The organism is Reticulibacter mediterranei, assembly GCF_016587455.1.
Window position 1 is genome coordinate 419,081 of the sequence record NZ_BNJK01000001.1, and the last position, 20,644, is coordinate 439,724.

Below are 20,644 nucleotides of genomic sequence, written 5' to 3' on the forward strand. Positions count from 1 at the left end.
ATGTTAACTTCAAATCGAGGACGTATTCAGCCGCCGGATCTCGACGACCGTACCTGGCAGGATCTGGTCGATCAAGCAGTGGCGCTTATTCCCCGCTATGCGCCTCAATGGACGGACTTTAGCCCCGGCGATCCGGGCAGGACGCTCATCGAGTTGTTCGCCTGGCTGGTCGAAGGCCTCACATACCGACTCAATCGCGTCCCTGAAAAAAACTATATCGCGTTCCTGAACCTGCTCGGCATTACTCGTGATCCAGCGGTCCCGGCGCACACCTTCCTGACCTTCAAGACCCAATCATCGGTCACTACCCCGGTTCTGGTGCCTGCGCGCACACATGCCCAGACACAGGGAACCGAAACCGAAGCACCGATAGTGTTTGAGACCGACGAAGATATCAATGTTCTGCCGAGCAATTTGCAGACAGTATTGCTTGTTGCCAAACCGACTACCGCAGTTGCAACCTACACAGATATCACCAATTCGCTGGCGAATGCGGTAGTGAGCGGTTATCCAGTGACCTTGCCTGGTGCGGCCAATTCGACCACATCAGCAACGCCTGTTCAGCTTTTTTTGGGTTTTGATAAACCAACGACACAACCTATCCAGTTACGTATTCAGCTCTCTCAGCCCGCCCCGGTAACAATCAGCGGAACCACCACACAGCCGCAGGTAACAGCTTCGTGGGCATTCTCAACAGGCACGAATGAACCGTCAAGCTGGACGGCTTTGACAACCACAGGAGCCACACCGCAGGTAGCTGATAACACGAATGCCCTGGTGCATGATGGCGTGATTTCGCTCACAATCCCTGCGACCTGGGGCAGTCAGGCCCCCTCGGCATGGGCAACAGTTGATCCGTCTCCTGGGAATAGCGAAATCCAGAACGCGCTTTTCTGGATCAGTATCACGCTCATCAATGTCATCCCGGCGACTACGACACAAGCGCCATCGATACAAATAGGTTTCAACTATATCCTGTTCAACGCTGTATCGGCTCGCAACGCCCTGACAATCACCAGCCCGGAAACACTTGGGCAAAGCGATGGCACCACGCCCTTTCAGATATTCCAGTTGAAAAATCGCCCACTCTTTAAGCGTCCTGGCACCGACACGCCCTATGACCATCTAACAATCCAGGTGAATGGTGCGACATGGACACAGGTTGACGACTTCCTGCCAGGTCCGGGCAACGTGTATCGCCTCAATCCCGTCACGGGCGAAATCAACTTCGGCAATTACAATACAACGCAGGCACAGCCTGGTACACATGGCACCATTCCACCAACGGGAGCGCAAATTACGGCCACGACTTATCGCTACGTAGCAGGTGGAACGTCGGGCAGTGTTGGAGCGGGAAAAATCAATGCTCTGTCCGTTCCAATTTCCAATATTGCCAGTGTTACCAACCTTGCTGCATCCTTTGACGCCGCTGACGAGGAGTCCATCGACGATACGTTACAGCGTGCGCCGCTGGAGTTGAAGAGCCGGGATCGTGCTATCACCGCAGAAGATTATGAAGTGCTTGCCAGCGAGGCGAGCAATGAAGTCGCCATCGTTCGCTGCCTGCCACCACATCTGCATGACGATAGGGAGGCACACGGAGCATGGAATGTTGGAGATCCCTGGACGTTCGCTGGCATCAATCGCGCCCCGGGCAACGTCAATGTCATCATCGTACCCAACCAGGGAACAGGTATTCCCCGCCCCACTCCGAGCAAGGATCTGCTGCAAGAGGTACAGGCTTATCTCGATAAGCGGCGTACGCTCACCTCTGCTTTACGAGTGAGCGGGCCATACTACCTCCCCGTTGCAGTTACGGTAAGTGTCAGCGTGTGGAGTAGGGCCATCACACAAGGACTCATCAATAGCGAAGATGATGTCAAAACAGATATGCAAAATAAACTTCAAAACTATCTGCATCCTATCTACGGGGGTCTCGATAGAAATGGATGGCAGGTAGGACAGAGTGTGTTTATTGCCGACCTCTTCAAGGCAATTATGCCAGATGAAAATCTCGGCTTCATTACATCTCTGACGATGGTCGCGGAAACACCAGCCTATACACCTTCGACGCGTCCCACTCAACCCCCAGCATCACAGGTATGGGTAAATGTGGCTGAATATGAACTCGTTTGCTATGGAACATCCAGCGCGATTACTGCCACAAGAATTTAAATGAGTAGCAAGCAGGAATAAACGATGAGCGACGAAAATACAATGAGCAGCTACCTGCGCTATCTGCCGCCTGTACTCTGGGCGGGTGATTCCCCGCTGCTGGGGCAGATATTGCGCATCTTTGAAAAGATGTTGACTGGTATCGACGATGGTCTCGTCCTCCAGCATGGCAACCATACCCACCTGGCTATCGAGGAGGTGATCACTCGCCTGGATCAGCTTTTTGATCCCTGGCGCACGCCCCCTCAATTCCTGGACTGGCTGGCCTCCAGCGTGGATCTTACCTTCCCGACCGTCTGGGATCCTCAGCAGCAACAGGCGGTTCAGGTCTGGGACGAGTACCTGCGCCGCAAGGCGATAGCTCAGATCGTGCAAATTTACCACACGCGCGGCCTCAAAGAAGGTCTGAACAGGTATCTCAATCTTTATACTCTCGCTGACAAGCGGCCTCGCATCGCTGTGGATGACAGCAGCAGGATATTGTTCACGAATCCACAACCTGGTCGTTTTGCCCAGGTAGCAACGCTGGTAAGCCAGGGACCATATCCTAATGCTGACAGTACACTCAACCTCGATGGACTGGTCTCGCCCAGTTGCATCGCGCTTGCTCCAGATGGTAGCCTGCTTGTCGGTGATAACGGTACGCCTTCTAGCTGGTCAACGAGGGTCACTTCGGGCATCTGGCGTGTGTTTCCAACAGGGCAGTACATGTCAGATGCTACTACTGGCAAACCACAACGTCTGTGCCCCAGCGCAACGTTCTTCGGGCCGATAGCTGCGGCAACTGACAACGCTTCCACAAACTGGCAAATCTACGTGCTGGATAACGTCTCAAACCCGAACAGTATTGCCCTGTATCAAATCTCCTCAACGGACTTCACAACAGCCACCGTCCGCGCTAAAGTGAGCGATCTGGTGGGAACCACTAACCCTGCCACAACGCCATTTACACCTATCACGATGGCATTTACGAATGGTCATCTGCTCATTCTTGATCGAGGCACTGCCCCTGGTGTACCTGCCGCCCCCCGCATCATTGATGTGCAGGTCAGTCCTTCGTTTCAAGTTAACCTCCCGCCGCATAAGCTTAACACCGTTGTAGAGCCTCTCTCTATGACCGTCCTTCCCAATGGCAACCTGCTTATCGGAGACGCGCGCTTGCAGAATACAGCACAACCTGCAAATATTGTGCAGGTCAATCGCGGCACCGACAACTGGATAGAAACAGATGTAGTATCGACCAATCAGAATCCTCTCATTGCTCCTGTAGGAGTCAGCCGCCAGGACGATACCCATCTTTACGCGCTGGATCTGGGCCTCAAGCCCTTTCTCTCCACTTCGTCTACTCAATTTCTGCGCATTATGGCCGAGGCCGCCGTCGTCTATAGCATTGATCTGCAACAGCAGCAAGTCATACGCGCCACCGAACTGGGTGCGCTGGTGCATCCAACGGGCATGGTCCAGGATGCACTGGGAACACTTTATATTGCAGATCAGGGTGAGCAGTCTACGCGTGTCTGGCGAGCAACGCCTCACGAGTTCGGCGTCGTCATCCACTTTTCCTCGCAGCGACCAACCACTCAGCATGATCGACGCCAGATTCAGCAAAACATCAGTGATATTGTCAATCAGGAGAAACCTGCCCATACCAACTGGACGATGTTTAACACTACAGTGTAATACTTCTCTCAAAGAAAAGGAATGACATCATGCAAGATCAACTGTCAAATCAAACAGGAAGTCAGGTTGTGGGCCAGACTTTTCCACAGCTTCAACGCATTAACTATAGTGCCGACCTCGGAGTTCCCCGTGACGGCAATCCAACCTACCAGGAAAGCTCCACAGACATGGAGCAGCATTATCAACCGTTGGAACGCCTTCACGGCGTTGGTCTTCACGGGTGGGGTATCGCCGCAGGCTTGCAGGTAGCCTTCACTCCCCATCAAACCGGAGTCACGGTGCGACCAGGTATCGCCCTGGATAGCCATGGACTCCACATCCTGCTCGTTGCTCACGGTCAGGCCGATATCGGCCTGCAAAGCGATGGTCCTGGAGTTATACCACTCGTACCAGTCAGTGAGCAAGGGGTTCTCGTACCCACGGATACCTTGACTGGCGATCAATTCCTGGTCATTCGCTTCTTTGAAACCGTCGATAGAGCGAATTTCTGTACGCATACCCCCTGGGTGCATTTTGTCACGCCCGCCGATTTGCCCACCGATGGGAGCAGCGTTATCCTGGCAAGAATGGCCTTCGATAGCGGTTCCAACAAGGGGCAGGTTCTTGCCGTTTCGCAGAACGTGCGACAAAGTGTTCATAGGCACATTGAGCAGGCGCATGAGTTCATGACTCAAGGCCCGGCTGTAGTTACTGGTCTCAGTGTCTCAGCAACACCGAATAGCCCGGGTATTACTGTGTCTCCTGGCCTGGCTCTTGACAGCGCCGGTCGGTACATCTCTCTAAGCAGTGGAGGTCAGGCCGAGGTTGGACTCAACGCCGACGCACCAGGAGCCGCTCCAATGCTCGTTAATGTGAGTGATAGCGGCGTGCTTATTCCTACAACTGGTCTCACAGGATTCAAAATGCTCACGATCCAGCACTGGGAAACGCCCACCACCGTCACCCTTCCTATTCCTCCAATCACGCAACAGACGGCTCCATTTAGCTTCCGCTACACTCCTCGGTTTCAATTTGTGGACGAATTGAGCCAAACCTTCGACCCACCTAGCGTCGTCCTGGCCTTTGTCACGTTTGGCGCAGATGCTTCCGGTTCGGTCACAAATCTGACAGATGATGATCGAGGTTCTACAGTGCTTGAAGCTGGTGGGATTTTTCTGGTAAAGAACATAAACTCTGGTCAGTCTATCTCGACCGGAGCAGCAGGAAGTATCGGCCCTCTTCCCAACGGCCTTGCGCTCACCGTTGCTAATACCAGTGATGAGATCCATATGCTTAGCAGCGATAATGGACAAAACCTTGCGAAGATCTCGCTGGATGCTAATAAAGTTGTCGCCCGGAGTTTGGATCACAAAGAGACCGTAGTTATCAACAGCAATACAGGGGACATCACCAGCACATCCCTCACCACGGGGAATGTTACCAGTAGCTCTTCTACCACAACCAATCACACTGCCGAAACCATCTTTCTAGCGAACTCAGGTGTCGTAAAAGGTTCCATCCACGCCATAAAAACACCCGGCAGCGGCCTTGCACTCACTGTTCCCAATACCAGCGACGAGATCCATATGAGTACCGACCTGGGACAAAACATCGCTAAAATCTCGCTCGCCGCTGAGAAAATAGTAGCCAGACAGGCGAATGGCAGTGTCGAAAGCATCGTTATCGACAGCGAGGCCGGTAATGTCACCGGCACCTCTCTCACAGCCAAAACCATCTCTATCACGAATCCAACCACTGGAACCCCGGGCGGTACTATCAGCCGCGATGCCAACAGCCTTTCGCTCACCACTCCCAATACCAGTGACGAGATCCACTTGAATACAGGAAACGTGGCTATCAGTAACTCACTCTCTGTTACCGGCCCTTTCACTGTAAGTAACACGCTCACTGCAAACGGAAATGCATCGGTGGCAGGCACGCTCAACATCGCCGGAAACACATCAGTCAATAATGGCTCGCTCAACGTCGCTGGTAATATCAGCACAAGCAACCATCTTTTCGCAGGGAACACGTCAGTTAATGGCTCGATCAGCATCAACAATTCTGTTTCTGCCAACGGGAATGTTGCTATCGGGGTAGTAACCCCACGCACTCAATTACATGTCCTGGGAAGGATCTCAACCGGGCTGGATTTCTCTTCGGCAGGTGCAATTACATTTTTCCCGCCCGATGGTCTGGCCTGGTTTCACATCGATAATGGCCCGGCTGGTGGACGGCCAACGGGACGGTTACGCTTCTCCTTTGGAGGGAATCCAGGCGATAATGAAGTAATGAGCATCGACCAGGGGAGAAATGTAAGGGTTACGGGCAATTTTTCCGTGAGTGGTACGAAAAGCTTTGTCCAGGATCATCCCACTGACGAGACAAAGCAGATCGTCTATATCTCACTGGAAGGCGGTGAAGCCAGTACATATATTCGTGGAACGGGTACACTCATCGATGGCAAGGCTGTTGTTGATCTGCCGGAGCATTTCAGGCTTGTAACACATAAGGAAGGTCTGACTGTACAACTTACTCCTCGCGGTGAATGGTTGCAGTTATACGTTGTGGAACTGAATACCGCGCAGGTCGTTGTACGCGAAGCGCAGGGCAAAAATGGTGAGTTTGACTACTTTGTTCAGGGAATTCGAGAAGGGTATGAAGATCACCAGGTAATCCAGGAGAAAGTTTATTAAAGCACCTGTGTTTCTTCACAAGCGATGAAGATATCAGGAGGGAGAGCATGCCCGACTTCGCACAAGAGCGTCAGCCACAAAATTCCGCCTCCACGAGAGTTGCCCAGCCAGACCGGGCAACTCCTGAAGCGGATGCTAGCCAGCACCCTCTTAGCCGTTTGCAGCACACCATCGGGAATCAGGCAGTGCAGCGCATGATACAGACACATAAAGAGGATATAGTCACAATTCACTGGCCCGAGGACGAGGGTGAATTCTTTCGCCGCCTGGTTGCGGCACTCGCGCGAAGTCAAGGATTTCGCGGAGTAGACTCGCCATTCACGGCGTTTTACTATTCAGCAATTGATTTTCACCGCTCCTACGCTCCACATATCAAGGCAGGACAACTCATTAAGGTCCATGTTTCGGCGATTTATGATCCTGACGATTCCAACAAGCCGGGCTTCTCGCATATCTCTGTCATGCTGGCGGAAACAGGCACTACGCAGCATGCTGCATCCGCGATCCAGCCCGAAACAGATACTCCAGGAGCATCGCAAGCCGCGTCTCAACAGATGACCCATTCGCCACAGGATACAGGCGTACCCACATCTGCGAATCCCACCATTGACTCTACTGCGCGCATGTTGGCTGACTGGGTGATGAGTATGTATCAACACAATGTAGGCAGTGTCCGAATGACTATCACCTACGACGGCAAAATCGTATTACCCACCTCAGAGCAGGCTGGTAATGTGCAACGGCAACATGAAGGGGGCAAGGTTGCCTTGAGCGAAGCACGTGCGTTCGCTGCAATTACCAGATATATCAACTGGCTGACCATGTCTGGCCTCCCTGGGGAAGCCGAGATAGAACTGCTTCTGGATAACAAACCTACCCTATTGAGATACCAGAGGCGCGAACTGAGCGCGAAGCCTGCAATCCGGCCTGCTCCTATTCCGCGAGTAGTGAGCAGAGACAGTCAGGATGTGAAAGCGATTGAGAACGAGATACGGAGCAAAGAGAAGAGCCTTTACAACGTGGGCCAATCGTTGTTGAAACAGTCCGATCCATTTACATTGCGTAATCTCCCCTCTCTGGCGGCTGGAATAATTATACCGGCTGCGGTGGGATATGCCATAGTGAACTTTGACGAACTGGGTCAATTAATTCAGATCCAGCGTTTCAACGATTTCGGCGAATTACTGGATGTGGAAGTGGTCGCAGAACAGGAGACACTTCTGGATTCTGAGGGTGCGCAGGCAGCGCCAAAACTATCCCCCGGCCCGGAACCAGTGGAACTACCAGCCGCTACCTCATCCACAAAAGCGCCCGTTCCCGGCAATACGCCTGAGTCTGTCTGGGTACAGCTCAAGAATGGGAGTATTCGTGAATACCATCCATCGGAGGTGCAGGGCGATCTAGCACAAGGTGCTGAAGTCTCAACTGCTGAAGGCAGGGGAAGGGTGGTCAGCCGGGGTGAGCCGCCACATTCGCGTCAGGTGGTTCATCCCAGATCTCTTAAACCTTTACTTACGCCCGAAGAACTCAATGAACCTGTTACACTGAGAAAAGGTCTTTCTGGGGAGATGAGGAGATTAACCTCAGAAGAAAGGGATGGAGCTATAAAAATACGGACGATACTTGATCGTGTGCGACATGGTGAACCAGGAGCCATGCAAGAGTTAGCAGGGTTAAGGCCACACGAGTTAACGGGTGATTTGAAAGGTTGGTATGAAGTAGATCTGTTACCCGAGAATCCTGGAGCTTTAAATCAAATGCGCCTGTTGCTTCGTCAAGGCAAAGATGGCGATTTTGAAGTAAGGCTACTTCAGATGCATTGATTAGCTATATGTATAAGGAAACACATCATGCAAGATCAACTGTCAAATCAAGCAGAAAGTCAGATTGTCAGCCAATCTATTCCACAACTCCAACGTATCACCTATCGTCGTGGCGATGCAGTTATCCGTGACGACGAAACCAACCCTACCCTCACAGAAGTTGCTACAGATATGGAGCAGCACTATCTGCCATTGGAACGCCTTCACAATGTTGGTCTTCACGGGTGGGGTATCGCCGCAGGCTTGCAGGTAGCCTTCACTCCCCATCAAACCGGAGTCACGGTGCGACCAGGTATCGCCCTGGATAGCCATGGACTCCACATCCTGCTCGTTGCTCACGGTCAGGCCGATATCAGCCTGCAAAGCGATGGTCCTGGAGTTATACCACTCGTACCAGTCAGTGAGCAAGGGGTTCTCGTACCCACGGATACCTTGACTGGCGATCAATTCCTGGTCATCCGCTTCTTTGAAACCGTCGATAGAGCGAATTTCTGTACGCATACCCCCTGGGTGCATTTTGTCACGCCCGCCGATTTGCCCACCGATGGGAGCAGCGTTATCCTGGCAAGAATGGCCTTCGATAGCGGTTCCAACAAGGGGCAGGTTCTTGCCGTTTCGCAGGGTGCGCGACAGGGAACAGGTGGACATGTTGAGCAGGCGTACGATTTCAATATACAACGCCCGGCTGTGCTTGGAGGTCTTACTGTCTCAGCAACGCTGAATAGTACCGGCATCACAGTGTTTCCCGGGCTGGCTCTCAATGCCATTGGTCAGTACATCTTCCTGAACAGTGGAGGTCAGGCTGAGATTGGTCCCAATGCCGACGCGCCAAATGCCACTCCTATGCTCGTTGATGTGAGTGATGACGGCATACTTATTCCTACGGATGGCCTCACAGGGTCCAAAATGCTCACGATCCAACCCTGGGAAACGCCTGCTGAACTCACTCTCCCCATCCCTCCAAATACCTTGCAAACTGCTCCCATGCGCTTCCGCTACACCCCCCGGTTGCAATTGGTAGATGCATCGGACTTTACCTTCGTTGGTGCTAACGTCATCCTGGCCGGGATCACCTTTGGGAGCGGAGGTGTCGTTACGAGCTTGAACGCAAATGAGCGTTTTGGCTCTGCATTGAGTACTGGCGGCTTTCATGTCCTCAAAAACACAGTTACCTCTCCGTCAGAAAATAACCTGAACGTCCTGACAGGAGAAGTCGGGGCCATCGTTCCTATGAGTAATGGGTTGGCTCTGACTGTTTCCAATGCCGAGGGCGAAATCCATTTAAATGCAGCTAGCGTGCAGATTGGTGGGGATCTCGTGGTGGGTGGTGGTATCACGACGAGCAGAGATATAACTGTAGAAAGTGCGGTGGTGAATGATAGTCTGAGTGTTGGAGGCACTACTGTCGTTCAAGGAGCGCTGAATGTTGCCGAAATACTCAATGTCACCACAGAGGCCCACATCCTGGGAGATACGAACCTGGAAGGTGCATTGACGGTGGCGGGTACAACCACTGCCAATGGAAATGTGACGGCAAATGGCTCCCTCACCGTCACAGGTCTTACTGTTGCTAATGGAGATTTAACTACCAGTAAAGCTTTAACCGCCAATGGTCCTATCATAGCTAACGGGGGGATAACTACACCAGGAGATATAACAGCCACTCAAGTTAGCGCAGATTTTGCAGTTCAAGTCGGCGGTGGCCCCCTTTTTGATGGTCGTATTAATGTATATCAATCAAAAAGTACAACTCCTGCCATCAGGCTTATGACTGACAATAATGGTGGGTCAATAACAGTTAATGGGCCGATTTTTAAGAACGGTGGAGGCTTCATAATTCCTCATCCACTCTTCCCGGAGCAGAAAACCCTCACGCACTCCTTTGTCGAATCGCCGGATATGAAAAATATCTATGATGGCATCGCTATCCTTGATGGAAAGGGAGAGGCGACCATTGAGATGCCAGCATGGTTTATGGCCCTTAACAGCGATATACGCTACCAGCTTACCTGCATTGGCGACTACGCCCCTGTCTATATTGCTCGCGAGATGCAAGACAACAACTTCACCATTGCGGGAGGACGACCTGAGATGAAGGTTTCCTGGCAGGTCACAGGAATTCGACAGGATACATGGGCCAGAGAAAATCGGTTCAAAGTAGAAGAAGATAAGTAGCAAAATAAACAGAAGGAGAGAAAATCGAATGCCACGCTATCGTATCACAATTTCTGCACCAAACAAAGAAGCAGTCGCAGACCTTATTCGTAAGCATCGGATCAATGTTTTTGATCATGGAAGACAAAGCCCTGAAGATGGCCCCTACATTGTCGATGCTCTTGCGGATGACGCTCAAATGCGCCTGCTGGAAACCCAGGGCTACAAGGTTGAATGCCACGAAGATGTAGATGAAGCAGGGAGCCATCGCCAACGGGAGGTTAGTCGAGAGAATCGCTACTTGCGCCAACAGGATCAGGAAAAATCACACTGAGTTTGCGCAACGTACGTAGAAACTTTCATACACTTTAGATACTCATCAATAAGGAGGAAAACATTATGCCGTATCTCAACGTAGACGAGGTGGAATCGGCCCTGGTTGTGGTCTCCAGTCCACCCAATGATTCGTTTATTCAACGCATTCCGCTTCCCCATAAGACCTGGGAGAAGCGCAGCGTCAATGCGATTAAAATTGGCAATGGCGCTGGCTCGGAGCGTACCGGCGTCTACTTCCTGGGGGGTGTCCATGCCCGTGAATGGGGTAGCCCTGATATTCTCATCTTCTTCACTGAGCAATTGGCCCAGGCTTACCGTACAAATAGCAGCGTGACCCTGGGTGGTAATACCTTCACCGCCGCGCAAATACAGAGCATTGTGAATACTCTGGACATCTTCATCCTACCCCAGGCCAACCCGGATGGACGCCATTTCAGCATGACAACTGATGCGATGTGGCGCAAGAATCGGCGGCCTGCTCCTCCAGGCAGGAAGGGCCATCGCAACTGCGTTGGAGTAGATATCAACCGTAACTATGACTTCTTGTGGAATTACCCGGTCTACTTCAGTGCTGAAGCACCGATTACCAATTCTACGGATCCTTGCGACTATCAGGTCTACATTGGTCCTGCTGCTGCCTCCGAGCCAGAAACGCAGAATGTCGTGTATCTCATGGAGCGTTTCCCGCAGATTCGCTACTTCATCGATATACACAGCTATGGTGAAGATATCCTCTACTCATGGGGCGATGATGATGACCAGAGTAGTAACTCCGCGATGAACTTTCAGAATCCGGTTTACAATGGTCTGCGTGGCGTTGGTGGCGACACAGCCTACCAGGAATACATCGATGCGAGCGACAAGCGGCTCTCTATTGACCTCGCCAATGGCATGAAGAACGCCATTCAAGCTGTGCGTGGACATACCTACACCGTTGAGCAGGCACGTTCGCTCTACCCAACCGCCGGGACCAGCGATGACTATGGCTACAGTCGCCACATCGTGGATAGCAGCAAGAGCAAGATAGTATCGTTTGTTGTGGAGTGGGGCAGCCCTCAAAATTCCACTCCATTTCACCCACGCTATAGCGAGATGCAGCAGATCATTCAAGAGATAACGGCTGGACTGATCGAATTCTGTCTTGGCATCATAGCAAGACAAGCGGGTCTATTAGCTGAGGTAAAGAACGAATCTCGTCCAGGTAATTCGAGAAGAACATGAAAACCATCAGCCAATTTAAGAAAACATGTGAATTATGCAAAAACAACATCAATCACAACCATCTCTAGTCGCCAGAGTTGCCCGGTCTGACCGGGCAACTCCTGAACCGACGCATCAGGAGCATCCTCTCCTGCAATTGCAGCACACCATTGGGAATCAAGCGGTGCTGCGAATGATGCAGGTACATGCTGGAGAACAGGAAGGCAGGTCCGGCTCACCTCCTGATGCAGGGATCATTCAGAAGAAATTGACGATCAATGAGCCGGGAGACGCATTTGAGCAGGAAGCAGATCACATTGCTGAACAAGTGATGCGCATGCCCGAGTCACAGGTACAACGCTCCTGTACCTGTGGAGGCACATGTCCCGAATGTCAGGCAAAGCCATCTGCTCACGAACAGGAACATGTGCAAACAAAGCGCATTCAGACCACTAATACAGAACAAACCATAGCGCCACCTATTGTACATCAAGTACTGAACTCTCAGGGTCAGCCGCTCGACCCGGAGACTCGCGCCTTTATGGAACCACGCTTCGGCCATAACTTTTCGCAAGTGCAAGTGCATACTGGTGCGGCTGCCGAGCAATCGGCGCGGGAGGTGCATGCGCGAGCCTACACAGTGGGAAATAATGTGGTGTTTGGCGCAGGACAGTTCGCACCTGAAACGTCAGAGGGACAGCGATTGTTAGCTCATGAGCTGACGCATGTGGTGCAGCAGTCAGAGGCACATCGAGGATCTGGTCCGACTCTATCAAATATTGTTCAGCGTCAGCCAACGCAATATTACGAAAAAAGCGAAAGTGATGTTGCAGAATCAATTATCGAAGTATTGCAACAACCCAATCATATTGCTGGTCTCAATGTTGATCCGGCATTTGAGATCTTGAACCCATATCCCCTGTCCTTCCAAATGCGGGTTTTGGCGGACCTCTATGATCGAAACTACTTTCATGGACTCCTCGGTTATCTCGCGTCTGGAACAAAGGCGAACGATAAGCTGATTGTCGCTATTCGACTTACGCAATGCCAAAGAGACCCGAACCTTCTCACTTACGAAGATGTCCTGGAAGCACAAAAGTTCCTCAAATACTATGTCACTTTGCCATCTGAGCTTAAACCTCTGTCTGAATGTCTCGAACGGGAGCGTGTCCGACTGTTTGAAAATAATGAACGAATGCATTCTCACTACGAAGCGCAACAAGAAGAAGAACGCCAACGACGAAAAAAGCAACAAGAAAATAACCGTTTTGCTGCTGCTTTTGAACCGGGCTCCAAGTCCTGTACTCTGAAAAAGGGGGTGATGACATGGCACCTGTACCCTGCCTCGCCCTCAGGTGTGGCAGGTCAAAAACAAGCGATACAGATCAAGTTCTTGCCCGATTTGCCGTACTGGGGCAAGACAGTCACCTTTCTCCAGACACTGCACGAGGAGGAGAAAGACAACAAAGTTGAGACCATAGTGGATATTGGAGTGAATGCGGAGGCATTCCGTCCGTTTTATGGAGCAGACTGGTCTGAAGTGACAAGGCAATGGGTGCCGGGAGGCGAAGGGGAGGAGAGAGGTTTCAGAAGCCAACCGAGCAGTTCCGACGATCCTGCCGCATACATGTTCGATGAGCCTGAATTTTATCCCCCACGTCATGGCAGAGTTTTCGAGAGCGTGGCAATCGTGTTAGAGACCAGAGAAATACTAGGTGCGCTTACATGGGGTGTGGGTAACGTTCCAGCTTATGCTCAACAACCGAGTTGCTCTGATATGGCGTCCGCCACCTTCCATAACACTATGGAGAGGTTCTACACACCTAAGAGTCCCACAGCAGGGTATGGTAGGGAAAACTACGACCTGATTTTCGAGGGATTTGCGCCCAATGATGCCACCTTAACTGTCGAACAGAAGAAACAACTCGATCCTATAGCGGCAGATGCCAAAGAAATTATTAATAAAAGCAAAGGTGATCCGAAGAAGGAGATGAAAGCAAAGGGCAGCCTGGTCATAGGCGGATTCGGCGACTCAGTAGATACAGATCCTATGGCGGCTTCGGTACTGCGGACCCAGGTGGTTGCAAATTACCTCCTTAGTAAAGGCGCTCCAAAAGAGATTCTTGATTTGCGACCTTTTGGTACGGCATGGGCGCTCTATGAAGTGAACACGAGCAAGGCTCAGGAAGGTCGCAATCGTCGCGTACAAATACGCCTATTCCGCCCATAAAACCAGGAAACGGGTCGGAGTAGCAATAATGTAAATTCATATTAGAAAAGCTGGTTCACAATCGCATAACGAGTGGCGGCGCTCCGTGAAGACACCTCAAGCTTGCGGTAGACGGAGGATAGATGGAAACCGATGGTGCGGGGACTAACAACGAGATGTTTTGCAACCTGAGCATCAGTCAATCCCTGAGCGACCAGGCGCAAAACGTCTCGCTCGCGTGGCGTTAAATCGTTGTGCAATGATTGAGAAGGGAGGATTCTCATCGTGGGCTGCTTCTGCATTGGAGGTGTTTGGGTCACTTCCGTAGCATAGGGACGTGCAGCCTGCAGTGGGGATAATACCTGTCCCTGCTCCCATGCAGTTGCAAATCCCTGCTTGCCTAGCGCATCACGCAGCCTGGTTATTACCTGTTCGCGTTCATCTAGCTCAATGGAAGACTTCCTCACCATATCCATCGTCTGGCGTAAAGCCTCTGCAGTACTCAAAAGATGTACAGCCCAGAGCAGCTCGTTCTGGGCAAGAGCAACTCTCGCCATCTTCTCCAGGTATACAGTGAACACCCAGCGGTCATCGAGCCTCAGGATAATCGACAGACTTTCCTTATAATACTGACATGCTTGCGCGAAATCGCCCGTTCTATAGGCAATTTCCCCCAGGGCACCCAGAGTGTGCGCAATGCTGCGCTGATCTCCTAGCTCTCTGCTAGCCGCCAAACTCTCCTCCTGCAACATATGAGCGGTTGTAGGGTCGCCTTGCAGGAGCGATACCCATCCAAGAATATTCAGCGCTGAAGCAATATTATACTGATCGCCCAATTCTCGGGAGAGTTCCAGGCCTTCTTCGATCAAGAGGCGTGCCATCTGAGCATCTTTCTGAAAGAAGGCCATCGCAGCAAAACCGTAGAGTGTTTCGCTGCGCGTATCCTTGCACTGATCTTCCAGAGCAATCTTCAGGCTCTCTTCATAACACGCACGCGCCGTATCCGAGTCCCCACGCATCCAGGCAATATAACCTGATCGATAAAGCGAACCTGCAATGCCAGCTCGATCATCCACTGCGCGAAATATAGCCAAGCTTTCTTCCGCCGCAGCCGTGGCTATAGCGAAATCCCCTTGATAACGGGCGAGAGTAGCCAGAATACACAGTGCCCTGCCTCGGATTGAAGGGGATACTCCCAGGCTCCCCTTCACGGCCCGTTCAAGGAGATCTCGCCCCTCCTTCACATGCCCTCCTATGATCCAAAACCGCTCCAGTGCCTTACCCAATCGCAGGGCCATCTCTGCTCCAATGAGCGTCCCATCCTCGCCTTGAGCGATCAGAAAGCAGAGCGCTTCCCGCAGATTACTATGTTCTAGCTGCAAGCGCTCAAGCCAGCGTCGCGGTTGAGGCCCCTTCAACGCTGGCTCCGCCTCCTCTGCCAGTTCCAGGTAGTAAGTAGCATGTGCCCATTGGAGTGGTAACTTCTCCCCGATAAGGGTGAGAAGATGCACTCCGTACTCGTGAAGTGTTCTCAGCAGAAAGAAACGAGGCTCTTCTGCTTCTCGCATTGAACGGGAGAGCATACTTTTATCAAGCAGAGATGTTACTCCTTCTAGAAGCAACAACTCCTGTGGGTATCCGGCTAGCCTCCAGATCACTTCCAAAGCTTGCAGCGTACAGCCTCCCACGAAGACGGAGAAAGAGCGGAAGATTTGCTGCTCTTCAGGGTTCAAGAGACGATAGCTCCACTCCAGAGTATTTTGGAGAGTCTGTTGCCGGACAGGAGCATTTCGCATTCCATGTGTCAATAGCTCCAATCGATGGTCAAGTCGCTTCAATAGCGCTTGTGGTGTGAGTATCTTCAGGTGGGGAACTGCTAGCTCAATTGCCAGAGGGAGTCCATCAAGCCGGACACACAGTTCAGCGATAATGGGGCTGTTTTCTTTAGTGAGCATGAAATCGGGCAGAAACGCCCTGGTTCGCTCCAGAAAGAGTGCGATTACAGGATAGTGAAGAAGCTCTTCACTATCTGGCAGGCAAGCAAGATCGGGAAGAGCCAGCGGAGATACCTGGAAGACATATTCACCTGATACGTGCAGGGCTGCGCGGCTGGTAACTAAAAATTTCAGTTTAGGGCAAGCCCCTAGAAGAGCTGCCAGGGCTGGAGCCGCACCTGCCACCTGCTCAAAGTTATCCAGCAACAGCAGCAAATGCTTCTCCTTGAGAAAGGCTTGTAAGTACTCGAGTATCGGTTGACTGCCCAGTTCTTGCAATCCTAGCGCCTTCGCGATGGTGGGAAGAACGAGTTCAGGATCATTCGTCTCTCCAAGAGAAATGAAGCATACCTGCCTGGTACAGTCCTCATTCAACCGGGTAGCAATCTGCAAGCTGAGGCGCGTTTTTCCGACTCCACCGGTCCCAAGAAGGGTGAGCAGCCGCACCTCTGGACGGCCAAGCAAGGAACACACAGCAGCGATGTCTTGCTCACGCCCGAAAAATGAGGTTAATGGGACAGGTAAAGAGTACCGATATTGAGATGTTGCCGCATTTTCTCCGCGAGCAATAAGAGATATCTCCTGCATGACGAGTCGTTCTCCATAGCAAGATAGAGCGGTATCAGGAACCTTCCTGGACCTTAAACATTTCATTGGATACGAGCGACGAAATGCACCTGCAGAGGAAGATCAATCCGTATTTCAGCGTACTCACTCGTTCCTCTTCTGTGCATATGACCTCTCTATTATACTTAGCCATGTATCCTTCTCAAAAGATCGTTAGGGATCGTTCAGGGATCGTTTGTATGTAAAAATGAATCATTGCGCTCGTTCATTAGCTAACAAGTACTCTTCGATATTCGGTTATATCCTGTTGTGATATTCGCTCATCATCTTGAATGAAAAGAAAGTGAACAGGCTTTATTATGCGTGCATTCGATGGCATCCATAGAAATAATCAATTGCGACAAGAACGATATCGGCTCAATTGGCGTCAGCAGGATCTGGCGGAGCAGCTAGGAACGACGGTGGTTACTGTGAAACGATGGGAGCGAGGTATCCAACAGCCCAGCGCTTATTTTCGTATGAAACTCTGTACCCTCTTTGGCAAAAGCGCCGAGGAACTGGGATTGCTCAATGGGATCTCATCGCCCCAGGCAAACATGCAGGAGCACGGTTCGGAAATAGGGCCAGACCGTTCCTCTCTGAGAGATGCACCTGGGATCTGGGTGATACCATATCGGCGTAATCCGCATTTTACCGGGCGAGAAGAGCTGCTGGACAAGTTGATCCAGCAGCTCGCACTGGCACCATCGGAACCGGTGACGGCGACGCGGCAAGCGGTGCTGAGTCAGCCGCAAGCCATACAGGGACTCGGTGGCATTGGCAAGACACAGATCGCCCTTGAATACGCCTACCGTTCTCGCCAGCAGGGACGTTATACCCACACCTTCTGGATCAATGCCGCCAACGAAGAGGCCATCATTACCGGTTTTCAGACAGTAGCAGCACAGCTTCCTGGCTTTGCGGTCAAAGACGAGCAGAAGCAGGACAAGCTTATCGCCGCCATCCTGCGCTGGCTAGAACAATGTCCTCACCCCTGGTTGCTGATTGTGGATAACGCCGATGACCTTTCGCTGATCCAACACAGACTTCCGACGCAAGGGCGGGGAAGCATCTTGCTCACCACGCGTGCGCATGCAGTGGCAGCCCTGGCCAGCGCCGTCGAAGTGGATCAGATGGGTCTGATGGAAGGCACCCACTTTCTGCTCCATCGGAGCCAGCGGCTACAGGCGAGCGAGGAGGAACGCAATGAGGCCAGCAATATCGTGATCGCTCTGGATGGCTTCCCCCTGGCACTGGACCAGGCAGGAGCCTACCTTGAAGAAACCGAATGCAGCTTTGGCGACTACCTTCGGCTCTATGAGCAGCATCGTGCCAGACTGCTAGCTCGTCGAGGCAGACAGACGACATCTTATCCTGACTCGGTTGCCACCACCTGGGATCTCTCCTTTCAGCGAGTTGAGCAGGCCCATCCTGCGGCAGCTGAACTGCTCGAATTGTGTGCCTCTCTCGCCCCCGATCACATTCCCGAAGAACTGCTCACCGAGGCGGCAGCACAGTGGCCCCCCGTACTCCAGGAGGCGGTAGCGGATCGGTTCACCTTCAATGAGCTGATTGAGGCCTTGCTGGCCTTTTCGCTGGTCAAGCGACTGGCTCCTGAGCGTCTACTGAGTGTCCATCGGCTCGTGCAGGCCGTGCAGTTGGATCGCATGAAGGTCCAGGTACAACGCGCCTGGGCACAACGGGTGGTCCATGCTCTCCATACACTTTTTCCGGTTGATCCCAAAGGGGAGGTTACAACCTGGCCGCTGTGCCTGCGCTACCTGGAGCAGGTACAAGCCTGCAACAACCTGATTCAGCAGCATAGCCTCCAGATACCCGAGGCCGCAGAACTGCTGAACCGGGCCGGTGTCTATCTACGGGAACACGCCTCCTACAGCCTGGCCGAGCAACTCTTTCGACAGGCGCTGGCTATCGCTCAGTCGTTTGGGCCTGAGCATCTGCTGGTGGCAGTCTCCCTCAATAACCTGGGCCTCCTCTACTGGGAACAAGGTCAATACGAACAGGCCGAACCCTCGTTGCAGCAGGCTTTGCATATCTGGGAAAAGATTTTGGGACCACACCACCCTGAAATTGCCCTTCCCCTCAACAACCTGGGCCTTCTCTACAGTAAACAAGGTCAGTACGAACAGGCCGAATCCTTGTTGCAACGGGCTTTGCACATTCGAGAACTGACCCTGAGTTTAGAACATCCTCTGGTGGCCACCTCCCTCAACAATCTGGCTATCCTCTTCTGGCAGCAAGGCAAGTACGAGCGAGTGGAACCTTTGTTGCAACGGGCTTTGCATATCTGGGAACAGGCCTTCGGTGCTGAGCAGCCTCAAGTTGCTGCCTGCCTCAACAATTTGGGCAACCTCTACTGCAAACAAGGTCAGTACGAACAGGCCGAACCCTTGTTGCAACGGGCTTTGCATATCTGGGAACAGACCCTGGGCGTTGAGCATCCTCAGGTTGCCCTTCCCCTCAACAACCTGGGCAATATCTACAGACTGCAAGGCAAATATGAACAGGCCAAACCTTTGTATCAACAGGCATTGCACATCTGGGAACAGACATTGAGTCCACACCACCCTGAAATTGCTCATTGCCTCAACAATTTGGGCATCCTCTCCCGGGAGCAAGGTCAGTACGAACAGGCCAAACTCCTGCTGCAACGGGCTTTGCATATCTGGGAACAACAGCCTTTGGGTTCCCAGCATCCTGAGATGGCCGGTCCGCTTGAGAATCTCGGTCACCTCTCCGTTGAGCAAGGCAGGTATGAACAAGCGGAGTCTTACTATCAGCGAGCGTTGTCCATTCGAGAACAGACCTTCGGTCTACAGCATCCTCGTGTAGCCGAGCCGCTCAATGGGCTAGCCAATCTCTCACGAGAACAGGGCCAGTACAAGCAAGCGGATGTCCTCTACCAACGTGCTCTCTCGCTGCGTCAACAGGCTCTGGGTTCAGAGCATCCAGAGGTTGCAGAAACGTTACAGGATCTGGCACGGCTTCGGCAGATGCTGCACCAGGATGCAGAAGCATGCTCGCTCTACCAGCAAGCTCTGGCAATTCGCGAACAGATTATGGGAGTCCACCATCCTAAGACGTGCGAGACGCGTGAGCGCCTGCAGGCAGTGCTGAACACATTGGGCAAGACGCAGGAAGCTGTAACGCTTGAGGAAGCGCCACAGGATCATGTGAGAGGGGAACGTGAGCACTCCACGCCCCGGCAGCCATGAGATACCAGGCGCAATCAGCTGACTTCTTGCACAATCAAAAAGCTCAAGATGGTGTGACTCTTGAAGCGTCAAGAGGTCAATTTGGATATCCTAGAGGTCTGGCTCACATCTGGTAAAGGATGTGCTTTTCTGAAGATGGCTCTCATTTTTCTGCACAGGTGAAAGAAGGGCCAAACCGCTCTGCCAGATGTGCTTTCACCAGGATTGGGGCAGTCCTCTTGACCTCGAGGGAGTAGCCATATAGCGCTGCTCCCTCGAGGAACACGTGGGAAACAGATTGGGGTGCAAGCCCAACGGGTCTTGCTCAGCAGCAGACTGCGCCAGCGTATCATCGGGCGTTGGGGCCCCAGAGTCAAGAGATCCTGGAGCAACTCGTGACTGCCACCGGGTATGCATACAAATATGCTCAGTGGTTCTCAACCATATCGAGGAGGTCTTTGCACCGCCAACAGCACTTCGTCGGCGCTATGGGCGAGAGGTGGAAGAGGCCTTGGTACTGGCATGGAACACACTCAATCGAATGTGCGCAAAATGCTTGATCCCGTTCCTACCACCC

Annotated in this window: 10 protein-coding genes; 9 read left to right on the top strand and 1 reads right to left on the bottom strand. The window is 52.3% G+C overall.

All coding sequences use genetic code 11. From position 1 onward, the window contains the following. From K3T83_RS02025 to K3T83_RS02060, 8 genes are all read left to right on the top strand, one after another. Complete coding sequence (locus K3T83_RS02025; RefSeq protein ID WP_220201315.1) at positions 1-2,175, top strand: putative baseplate assembly protein; 2,175 nt, start codon at positions 1-3, stop codon at positions 2,173-2,175. Between the two features lie 24 nt (positions 2,176-2,199). Beyond that, positions 2,200-3,855 (top strand): phage tail protein, encoded by a 1,656-nt coding sequence (locus tag K3T83_RS02030; protein WP_220201316.1) that lies wholly within the window; start codon positions 2,200-2,202, stop codon positions 3,853-3,855. A 29-nt stretch (positions 3,856-3,884) separates the two neighbouring features. Further along, complete coding sequence (locus K3T83_RS02035) at positions 3,885-6,530, top strand: autotransporter outer membrane beta-barrel domain-containing protein (protein ID WP_220201317.1); 2,646 nt, start codon at positions 3,885-3,887, stop codon at positions 6,528-6,530. A gap of 47 nt (positions 6,531-6,577) precedes the next feature. Further along, complete coding sequence (locus tag K3T83_RS02040) at positions 6,578-8,353, top strand: hypothetical protein (protein WP_220201318.1); 1,776 nt, start codon at positions 6,578-6,580, stop codon at positions 8,351-8,353. A gap of 27 nt (positions 8,354-8,380) precedes the next feature. Then, complete coding sequence (locus K3T83_RS02045; RefSeq protein WP_220201319.1) at positions 8,381-10,528, top strand: autotransporter outer membrane beta-barrel domain-containing protein; 2,148 nt, start codon at positions 8,381-8,383, stop codon at positions 10,526-10,528. Between the two features lie 28 nt (positions 10,529-10,556). Then, a complete protein-coding gene (locus K3T83_RS02050) occupies positions 10,557-10,841 on the top strand; it encodes a hypothetical protein (RefSeq protein WP_220201320.1) in 285 nt (94 codons plus the stop codon). 65 nt (positions 10,842-10,906) lie between these two features. Continuing rightward, entirely contained in the window at positions 10,907-12,064 is a 1,158-nt protein-coding gene (locus tag K3T83_RS02055; protein WP_220201321.1) for a M14 family metallopeptidase, read from the top strand. 34 nt (positions 12,065-12,098) lie between these two features. Further along, positions 12,099-14,273 (top strand): eCIS core domain-containing protein, encoded by a 2,175-nt coding sequence (locus K3T83_RS02060; protein WP_220201322.1) that lies wholly within the window; start codon positions 12,099-12,101, stop codon positions 14,271-14,273. A gap of 41 nt (positions 14,274-14,314) precedes the next feature. Here K3T83_RS02060 and K3T83_RS02065 read toward each other — a convergent pair whose 3' ends face one another. Beyond that, positions 14,315-16,834, bottom strand: a complete 2,520-nt coding sequence (locus K3T83_RS02065; protein ID WP_220201323.1) for a tetratricopeptide repeat protein — start codon at positions 16,832-16,834, stop codon at positions 14,315-14,317. A gap of 338 nt (positions 16,835-17,172) precedes the next feature. On the opposite strand from K3T83_RS02065, the gene K3T83_RS02070 reads away from it, so the two are divergent. Next, entirely contained in the window at positions 17,173-20,088 is a 2,916-nt protein-coding gene (locus K3T83_RS02070; protein ID WP_220201324.1) for a tetratricopeptide repeat protein, read from the top strand. Positions 20,089-20,644 lie beyond the last annotated feature (556 nt).